The 9,317-nt window shown below is 70.1% G+C and carries 8 protein-coding genes and 1 tRNA gene; 7 read left to right on the top strand and 2 right to left on the bottom strand.

Annotated features, from left to right (window positions below; all coding sequences use genetic code 11):
• From PKH97_RS10060 to PKH97_RS10045, 4 genes are all read left to right on the top strand, one after another.
• Positions 1–1,066: bis-aminopropyl spermidine synthase family protein (locus PKH97_RS10060; protein ID WP_324387273.1), on the top strand; the 1,066-nt coding region annotated here is incomplete at its 5' end.
• Positions 1,063–3,078: an HAD-IIIC family phosphatase gene (locus PKH97_RS10055; RefSeq protein WP_324387272.1), complete on the top strand. Its 2,016-nt coding sequence runs from the start codon at positions 1,063–1,065 to the stop codon at positions 3,076–3,078. The genes PKH97_RS10060 and PKH97_RS10055, both read left to right, overlap by 4 nt.
• Positions 3,079–3,127: 49 nt before the next feature.
• Complete coding sequence (speD, locus tag PKH97_RS10050) at positions 3,128–3,523, top strand: adenosylmethionine decarboxylase (protein WP_324387271.1); 396 nt, start codon at positions 3,128–3,130, stop codon at positions 3,521–3,523.
• The gene (locus PKH97_RS10045) at positions 3,475–4,941 is read left to right on the top strand and encodes an MFS transporter (protein ID WP_324387274.1); all 1,467 of its coding nucleotides are present in this window, start codon (positions 3,475–3,477) and stop codon (positions 4,939–4,941) included. Before speD ends, PKH97_RS10045 begins: the two co-directional genes overlap by 49 nt.
• 26 nt (positions 4,942–4,967) lie before the next feature.
• Here PKH97_RS10045 and dcd read toward each other — a convergent pair whose 3' ends face one another.
• Together dcd and PKH97_RS10035 are read right to left on the bottom strand one after the other, a co-directional pair.
• Entirely contained in the window at positions 4,968–5,543 is a 576-nt protein-coding gene (dcd, locus tag PKH97_RS10040) for a dCTP deaminase (RefSeq protein ID WP_324387270.1), read from the bottom strand.
• Between the two features lie 167 nt (positions 5,544–5,710).
• Positions 5,711–7,216, bottom strand: a complete 1,506-nt coding sequence (locus tag PKH97_RS10035) for an MFS transporter (RefSeq protein ID WP_324387269.1) — start codon at positions 7,214–7,216, stop codon at positions 5,711–5,713.
• Between the two features lie 99 nt (positions 7,217–7,315).
• Between PKH97_RS10035 and PKH97_RS10030 the strand changes: the two genes are divergently transcribed.
• The 3 genes from PKH97_RS10030 to PKH97_RS10020 form a co-directional block, all read left to right on the top strand.
• Positions 7,316–8,287 carry a WYL domain-containing protein gene (locus PKH97_RS10030; RefSeq protein ID WP_324387268.1) on the top strand — a complete coding sequence of 324 codons (972 nt, stop codon included), beginning with the start codon at positions 7,316–7,318 and terminating at the stop codon, positions 8,285–8,287.
• 137 nt (positions 8,288–8,424) lie between these two features.
• A tRNA-Gly gene (locus PKH97_RS10025) sits at positions 8,425–8,495 on the top strand.
• A gap of 83 nt (positions 8,496–8,578) precedes the next feature.
• Positions 8,579–9,317 (top strand): type I restriction-modification system subunit M (locus tag PKH97_RS10020; RefSeq protein WP_324387267.1); only part of this gene is annotated, 739 nt, incomplete at its 3' end.

Raw genomic sequence — 9,317 nt, 5'->3', positions numbered from 1 at the left:
AGCGGGCGAGATCAGCCGGCTCGCTCGGCTGCCGGTGCCCGTCGCGAGCGCCGTCCTCGGCGAGTTGCGCACGCTCGGTGTGGTCGATGGCCTGCGCCCGGCCGGCCTGACCGCGGATGGTCGCGCACTGGTCGCCACGCTAGGCCTGCGGCCCTTGACGTATGCCGTTGACCCCTGGTCCGCACCGCTGTCACCTGACCTCGTGGCCGTGGCCGGCGCGCTGGACGCGCTCGTCGGGCAGCAACCGGACGTCGATGTCACCCTCGATCAGTCCTTCGCGACCGGCGAGACGAAGGTCCGCCGGGTGCTGTGGATGATCGCGGCCGGGGCCTTGCCGACGCCGTCCCTGTTGATCGTGGGAGATGACGATCTGCTGTCCGTGGCCGTGGCCCGCGTCGGCGCGGCGCTGGGCGTGCCGCTGGCGGGCGAGGTCGTCGTCATCGACATCAGCGCTGCCATTCTCGCGACGATCGCTTCGTCGGCGCCGCCCGATGCGGCGATCGACCTGATCGAACACGACGTGCGTCGCCCGCTCCCGCCGGCGGCTCGCGGGCGCAGTAGCGTGGCCTCGACCGACCCGCCCTATACGACCCAGGGTGCGGCGCTCTTTCTCGCCCGGGCCTTGGAGGGCCTGCGGCCGGGGCCGGGCTGGGACGCCTTCCTGCACTACGGCGCGAAACCGCCCGGCCCCGCGATCGACCTGCAGGGCGAGTTGACGCGGCTGGGCCTGGTCGTGCGCGAGCTGCGCCCAGGGGTCAATCACTATCTCGGAGCCGGCGTGATCGGCGGACGCTCGGACGCCTACCGCCTTGAGCTCACCGCTCAGCAGTCGGCCGAAACGGATTGGGAGGCAACGGCATACGACGGGCCGCTGTACACCGCAGACCTCCGCGCCCGGCCGCGAATCTATGTGTGCGCGGGCTGCGGCGAGCGCTTCACCGTCGGCCCACGAGAGCCGATCGCGACGGTCGGCGCCCTGCAGGCCCACGGGTGCCCCACGTGTGGCGGCACGAGCTTCCGCCCGGGCAGCCTTGCGCCGCAGTCGATTCCGGGAGCGAAGGCATGACCCTGAGCGTGCGACCGGCCGCCGCCGATGACCTCCCGGCCCTCGTCGCCTACGAGATCGAGATCGCCGAGGCGTCCTTCGGCGCCGAGGCGGTGACGGATCCGGCCAAGCACGAAGGTCGGATTGTCAAGGGCCTGGAGCGCGACCCGGACGGTTGCCTGGTCGTTGTCGACGCGGCCGGCAAGGTCCGCGGTTGGCTTTGGATGGCGATCAACACCAACTTCGTCACCGGCGATAGATATGCGAATTTTCGTTCTCTCGCAGTCAGTTCCGGTGCGGAGTCGACGGCCGCGGCGCGGCTGCTCATTGACGCCGGGCTGGCGTATGCGCGTGCCCATGACGTCACGCACGTCACCGGCAAGGTCAACGCCGCGAATGTGCCGATGCGCGTTCTCTATGCCGAGTTCGGGTTTGCGCCGACCCACCTGACCATGGAGGCCCGGCTCGATGGCTTGATCCGAAATGATTCCGGCGCAACGGATTCCGTGGTGCGGCAACCGGTGGTGAAGTGCGTCGTCTGGGATCTCGACGGCACGGTTTGGGATGACGTTGCCGTCGAACTCCCGGAGGGCGTGCTCCCCCGCCCGCGCGCCGACGTCCTGGCGACGATGCGGCGCCTGTCCGATCACGGCATCGTCAACGCCCTTGCGAGTCGCACTGCGCCAGAGGTCGCACACCTTGTTGCGGCGTGGCCGCAGTTGGACGGGCTTCTTGTCGCGAAACAGATTGCCTGGCAGGACAAGAGCCGCGCGATCGAGTTGGTCGCCGAAGAACTGGGCGTCGCGATCGATTCGCTGCTCTTGGTTGACGACACCGCCTTCGAGCGGGCGGAGGTCGGCCACACTCTGCCCGGCGTCCGGACGATGGATCGCGAGGAACTGCTCGCCCGGCTGCCCGAGATCCTGCCCGCCCACCCCTCGTCCGAGGCCGGGCGACGCACCACCCGCTATCAAGCCAACGCGCGCCGTCGGGACGCAGCGCGCGCGTATGCCGACCGGGTCGCCTTCCTGCGCTCGTGCGCGATGCGCCTGAGCGTCCGTCCGGCCAAGCCGAACGAATTGCCGCGGGTCCTCGAACTCGCAACTCGCGCAAACCGACTCAGCTCCACCGGCCTGGCGCTGGATGACGGGCTGCTCAGCCGGTATGCCGCAGACGGCCGGGTGTTCGTCGGCGGGCTGACCGATCGTTTCGGCGACGACGGGCTGGTCGCGATCGCGCTCCTCGCGCCGACGAGCAGGCCGGTTGACGAGGTGCCTGCTGCTTGGCCGAGCACCGCAGACCCGGGCGGTCTGCGCGTCGAACTGCTCAGCGTGTCCTGCCGAGTGGCCGGGCGGGGCGTGGCGGAGGCCTTCGTAGCCGAGTTGACCGCGCTGGCCGATGCCGCTGACGGACGTGGTCTCACGATCCCCATCAGGGCCACGGGGGCCAACACCGAACTGCGAGTGCTCCTGCGCAGCATGGGATTCGACCTCGTGGAGGTCGGCCCGGACCTGCTCGAAGCGCGCAGCGAGGGCGGGCGGCTCGAAGCCCCCGGCTGGATCGCCGTCGACTCGCCCGGCGCTAAGGAAACACCGGCGCCCATGTCTGACGAGCCCTTCGCTGACGCGGACGCCGACGAGCCCGCGGATGCGGCAGGGGACGCGGCCTCGGTGTTGGTGATCGAACAGGGCGACGCCGCGCCGTTGCCCGGCCCGCCGAGCCCGGAAACGCACCCGCCCAGCACGGTAGGCGACCCGAGAAGCGCGGCGGTGGGCAACGGCATACGGCAAGAGGGGCGGCTCGATGCGCTCGTCGGCGACGCGCTCGGGATGAACGCCGACGATGTCGCGCGCCTGCCGGACGACACGTCACTCCTGCGCCCACCGCTTGCCCTGTCCTCGCTCGCCGGAGCGCGGCTGCTCGCACGCATCGACGAGACCTTCGGCGGCAGCCTGGCCGCCGCCGACCTCACCCTCGAGGCACTGACATCACTGGGCGCCCTACGCGCCTATGTCGCCCGGCGCACGCGCTGACCGTCGCCAAGCCGGCCCAGTGGCCGCGCGGGGCTACCATGAACGACCGATGGACACCTCCCCCGCGACCCCAGTTCCGGCCACTGCCGCATCAACCGAGATGTGCTCGTATGCCGTGGATCTCTGGACCTCGGATGTCGCCATCCTGCACGACGAGCCGCGCCTGAAGTCCGTGTTGTATGCCGCGGCCGAGGCGGGCCAGGCGATCGTGCTGGCGGAAGCGAGCCACATCTTCCCCAACGGGGCGGTCACGATCTCGCTGGTGCTCTCGCAATCGCACCTGAACGTGCACACGTGGCCGGAGCTGAAGCTGGCGAACATCGACCTGCTGACCTGCGGAGTCCTCGAAGGCGACACCATCTTGACCTACCTGCGCACCCACTTGTCGGCAACCCGCTGCAATGTCACCCGTGTGACACGCGACGCCACGGGAGAACCCCACTGACGGCCGACGCCGCGGCCCTGCTCACCCGGCGCAGCCCGGCGGGCCGGGGCGCGCTGACCGCCGTCACGCTCGGCTCGGCCATGGCGCTGATGGACGGCACGGTCGTCAATATCGCCGTGCGCGCCATCGGCGCGGACCTGGTTGCCTCACTGGCGCAACTGCAATGGGTGGTCAATGGCTATCTGCTGACGCTCGCCTCCCTCGTCCTGGTCAGCGGGGCGCTCGGTGACCTACGCGGCCGCCGGCAGCTCTATGTCGTGGGGATCGCGTGGTTCGCGCTCGCCTCGATCGCCTGTGCACTGGCACCCACGGCCACCGCGCTGATCATCGCGCGGGCCGTTCAGGGTGTCGGCGCCGCACTGCTCACCCCGGGCGCGCTCGCGGTCATTCAGTCGAGCTTCGTGCCCGAGGACCGCCCGGCGGCGATCGGCACGTGGGCGGGGGTCTCGGGGATCGCGACCGCGGTGGGGCCCTTCGTCGGCGGTTTCCTGCTTGACCACGGCGGCTGGCGCGGGATCTTCGCCATCAACGTCCCGGTGGCCGCGGTGGTGATCGCGCTGACGCTGCGATACGTCCCGGAGAGCCGTGACCCGGAGGCCGACGGGCGACTCGATCTGGTCGGAGCCGCGTTAACGGTGGCGGGCCTTGCGGCGCTGACCTTGGGGTTGATCGGATCGGGCGAATCGTCGGCGGCCCGGACGATTGCGTTGTGCGCGAGTGGTCTTGGGCTGCTGGGACTATTTGTCGCCCGGGAGCGACGGGCGCCGCGGCCGCTGGTGCCGCTCGGCTTGTTCGCGTCCCGCGTCTTCAGCGCGGCCAATGCCATGACGCTGCTGGTTTATGGGGCGCTGGGCGCGGTGCTCTTTCTGCTGACGATTCAGTTGCAGGTGTTGGCGGGCTTCAGCCCGTTGGCGTCCGGGCTGGCAACGCTGCCGATCACCGTCGCGCTGTTGCTCCTGTCGTCGCGGTTCGCGGCGCTGGCGCATCGGATCGGGCCGCGGATCCCGATGTCGGCCGGGCCGATCCTGTGTGCCGTGGGTGTCGTGCTGCTGGCTCCCGTGGGGCGGGGCACCGGGTATTGGCTCGGCGTCTTCCCGGGCATGTGCGTCTTCGGACTCGGTCTGGCCGCCCTGGTCTCGCCGCTGACCGCAGCGGTGCTCGGGGCCGCGCCCGATCGCTATGCCGGCACTGCGTCCGGCATCAACAACGCCGTCGCCAGGGCCGGCTCGCTGCTGGCCGTCGCCGCCCTGCCTCCGCTCGTCGGCCTGACCGGCACGGCGTATGACGATCCCGCCGCCTTCACCGACGGCTACCGGCTTGCCTGCTTCGCGTGCGCCGGCCTGCTGACGGCCGGCGGCGTGGTGAGCTGGCTCGGCCTCGGACGGACTGCGGAGTCTGCGATCTCCGGCCAGATCTGAAGGCGTCGGTGACGTCGGCCACCGGCTCAGACGTCGGTGCGGTGGAAGTTCTGGAAACTGCGTGACGCGGTCGGGCCGCGCTGGCCCTGATAGTGCGAGCCGTATGCCGCGCTGCCATACGGGTTCTGCGCGGGGCTGCTGAGCCGGATGAAGCAGAGCTGACCGATCTTCATACCGGGCCACAGCATGATCGGCAGGGTCGCGACATTGGATAGTTCCAGGGTCACGTGACCGCTGAAACCCGGGTCGACGAAGCCAGCGGTCGCGTGGGTGAGCAGGCCGAGCCGCCCGAGCGAGGACTTGCCCTCGACGCGCGCCGCCAGATCGTCGGGCAGGCTCACGGTCTCCAGGGTCGACCCGAGCACGAACTCGCCGGGGTGCAGGACGAAGCCCTCGTCGGGATCGACCTCGACCAGCCGGGTCAGGTCCGGCTGGTCGGCGGACGGGTCGATGACGGGGTACTTGTGGTTGTCGAAGAGCCGGAAGTACTTGTCCATCCGGACATCGATGCTGCTGGGCTGAACCATCGCCGGATCCCACGGGTCGAGCACCACCCGACCGGCATCGATCTCGGCGTGGATGTCACGGTCGGAGAGCAGCACGGGCGTCAGGCTATCCCGCTCACGTCGAGAGGCCGGTTCAGGTGCGTCGAGTGGGCGTTTGTCCATAGCGCGCTGTGGACAAACGCCCACTCGAACGGCCTGAACCGGCCTTTCGACGACCCTCGACCGGCCACTCGACGGGAGACGAGACAGAGGGGACAGATGAATCAGTGGGCGCCGGGGGCCGCGTGTTGGTGCGCGTCGCGGGGAATGATCAGCGCAACGGCGGCCACGAGCACCAGTAGCGCGGCCATCACCGCAAGCACCGCCACGTATGCCGGGCCGAAGACCTCGCTCGGGGCACCCGAGACCTGGCGCTTGGCGACCTCGAAGAAGAGCGTCCCCATGCCGGCCGCGCCCAGCGCATTCGCCAACTGACCGGTCGTGTTGAACTGCCCGGACGCTGCCCCGGCCTGCGCGCCGTCCACGGCGCCGAGTGCCAGCGGCGCCGTGGAGGAGACGACGTAGCCGAAGCCCGCTCCGACGAGCACGATCGCCGGGACGAACGCCCAGAAGCTCGTCGCCCCGTCCGCCACCCGCACGGTCAGCCCCATGACGCCCGCGCCGAGCGCCATGATCAACGCCCCCAGCACGAGCACCTTGCGGCCGATGCGCGGCATCAGTACGGCCGCGCCGGTCCCGGCGGTCACCGTGCAGATCAGCGCAAACGGAATGTTGACCAGCCCGGCCTTGAGCACCGACCACCCCAGCCCGATCTGGAAATAGAGCGTCCCCGCAAGGAAATACCCCGTCCCGGCGATGAAGAGCAGCGCGCCGGTGAGCGTGCCGCCGGTGAAGGCGCGGCCGGCATACAGCGAGGTCGCGAGCAGCGGCTGGTGACCGAGGCGCTCGTGGCGGCGCTCGGCTCGCACGAACACGAGCAGGCCGGCCACGCCGGCCAGCATCACGCCATACGTCCACGTGGGCCAGCCGAGTTCGTGACCCATCGTCAACGGATACAGCAGCGCCAGCAGGGCGAGCGAGAGCGCGACAACCCCACGCAGGTCGATGCGGGCGGCGAGGGCAGCGCGCGACTCGGGGATGAACCGCAGCGCGGCGGCCAACGCGACCACGCCAACCGGCACGTTGACGAGGAAGACCCACCGCCAGCCGACGGTCTCGGTCAGGACCGCCCCCATGATCGGCCCGATCACCGCGGCCAGACCGGCCAGGCCGGAGAAGATGCCCATCGCCATGCCCCGCTCGTGCGGTGCATACATGACCTGGATGCTGGTCAGCACTTGCGGCACCATCGCCGCGGCGGCGATCCCCTGGACCGCCCGGAAGGCGACCAGCGCCTCGATCCCCGGCGCGAGCCCGCACGCCGCGGAGGCGAGGGTGAAGCCGATCAGGCCGAGCACGAACAGGCGCCGCCGGCCGAAGCGGTCGCCCAGTCGGGCGCCGGTGATCAGCGAGATCCCGAAGGCGAGGGGGTAGGCCGCGACCACCCACTGCAGCAGCCCGGCGGTCGCGCCGAATGATTCGTCGATGGTGGGGAGGGCCACATTGACGATGGTCACGTCGATGAGTTCCATCATCGAGGCGAGCAGCAGGCTGACGAGGGCGAGGGTGCGGACCCGGCCGTCGACGAGGGGGACGAAGCCCTGGGCATCGACGGCATCGGGAGTGGTGTCGGGCGGACGAGGGGCGTCCGCGACGAGCGGAGTGGACATCGGTGGCTCCTGCCTATGGTGCGGCGGATGTGGTGACAGCACCGACGCTAGGAGCTCTTCCGGCCAGTTTCTGACCTGATTTTGACGCACTATGGATTCATGGCCAACACGAGTTCGCGCACCCTCCGGCTGCTGACGCTGCTGCAGACGCACCGCTTCTGGCCGGGCCCGGAGCTCGCCGACCGGCTCGAGGTCTCCGAGCGCACGCTGCGCCGGGACGTCGAGCGCCTGCGCGACCTCGGCTATCCCGTTGCGTCCACCCGTGGCATGGAGGGCGGCTATCAGCTCGGTTCAGGCGGGGCCTTGCCCCCGCTCGTCGTCGACGAGGACGAGGCGATCGCCATGGTCGTCGCGCTCGGCGCGGCGGCCAATATCGCCGCCGGCTCGCTCGGCGACGCCACTTTGTCGGCGCTGTCCAAGGTGGTCCAGGTGCTCCCACCGCGACTGCGCCGTCGGGCGGAGGCGCTGCGCGCCGTGACCGTCGCGTCCCCGCTCGGGCAGGCCCCCGAGGTCGAAGCCTCGGTGTTGGCCGCCCTCGCCCAGGCGATCCGCGACGCCGAGCGAGTGCGCTTCGGCTACACCGCGCGCGGCGGCGCGGCTGCCGGTGAACTCGCCCGGCGCCACGTCGAGCCGACCAAGCTGGTGACCGTCGGCCGCCGCTGGTATCTCGTCGCCTACGACCTCGATCGCGGCGATTGGCGCTCCTTCCGCCTCGATCGCCTCATCGATCCCGAAGGCACCAGGGCCCGCTTCCGGCCGCGCGAGATCCCCGGGGGTGACGCGGCGGGATACGTGCGGTCGGGTCTGCGCGAGGCCGCCGGCGGCGGCTATCAGGTCGTGGCTCTCGCACAGACGCCCGCCGCGCTTGCGGAAGCCGCGATCGGCCGCTGGACCGAGATCACGCCGATCGACACCACTTCGTGTCGCGTGCGCATGGAGTCTCTCGATCTCGCGTGGCTCGTGGTGGCGCTCGGCAAGCTGGACGCGCCCTTGGTCATCGAGTCGGCGAGTCCCGCGGCGATGGAGGGCCTGCGGGCGTGGTCCGGCCGGCTGGCCGCGGCCCTCCCCTGACGGATTGCCGTATGCCGCTTCCCCCATCCGAAGGGGGCCGGCCTGAGCGTGTGCCGGGTTCACGGCGTGCGGGAGCCGTGGACGAGGTGGGTTAGACTTCCGGGGCTGCCGCGGGCCTTTAGGCCACGCGCTCGCACGCCGGTGTAGCTCAATGGTAGAGCGCCAGCTTCCCAAGCTGGACACGCGGGTTCGATTCCCGTCACCGGCTCCCTACCGCGATTGAACCGTCGCCTGGGGCAAGATCGTCACCATGCCACCCACTTCCGCGCCCGCCAGCCATACCCGTCGCCCATGACAAGGGAGCAGCAGCGTGCCGAGCTGCACAGGGCCATCTGGCGGATTGCCAACGACCTGCGCGGCAGCGTCGACGGGTGGGACTTCAAGGGCTACGTGCTCGGGATGCTCTTCTATCGGTTCATTTCCGAGAACCTCACGGACTTCCTCAACGGGCTGGAGCGGGCGGCCAATGTCCCCGACTTCGACTATGCGCAACTGAGCGATGGGAGGGCCGAGTTCGGGCGGGACGTGACCGTGTCGGACAAAGGCTTCTACATCCTGCCCAGTGAGCTCTTCGCCAACGTGCGCGCCCGCGCGGCCGACGATGCCGACCTCAACGAGACCCTCGAGCGGATCTTCCGCAACATCGAGGCCTCCGCCGTCGGCACGGCGAGCGAGGACGACCTCAAGGGACTCTTCGACGACCTCGATGTCAACAGCGCCAAGCTCGGCCCGACCGTCGCCCGGCGCAACGAGAAGCTCGTCAAGCTCCTGCACGCCATCGGTGACCTCAACCTGGGCACGTTCAGCGACAACACGATCGACGCCTTCGGTGACGCCTACGAGTTCCTCATGACCATGTATGCGTCGTCGGCCGGCAAGTCGGGGGGAGAGTTCTTCACGCCGCAGGAGGTCAGTGAGCTGCTCGCCCGGATCACCGTCGTCGGCAAGACCGAGGTCAACAAGGTCTACGACCCGGCGTGCGGCTCGGGCTCGCTGCTGCTGAAGTTCGCCAAGGTGCTCGGCAAGGAGA

Origin of the sequence: Nostocoides sp. (assembly GCF_035343835.1) — a bacterium.
Classification (GTDB): domain Bacteria; phylum Actinomycetota; class Actinomycetes; order Actinomycetales; family Dermatophilaceae; genus Nostocoides_A; species Nostocoides_A vanveenii.
This window is presented reverse-complemented; position numbering and strand designations above follow the sequence as displayed.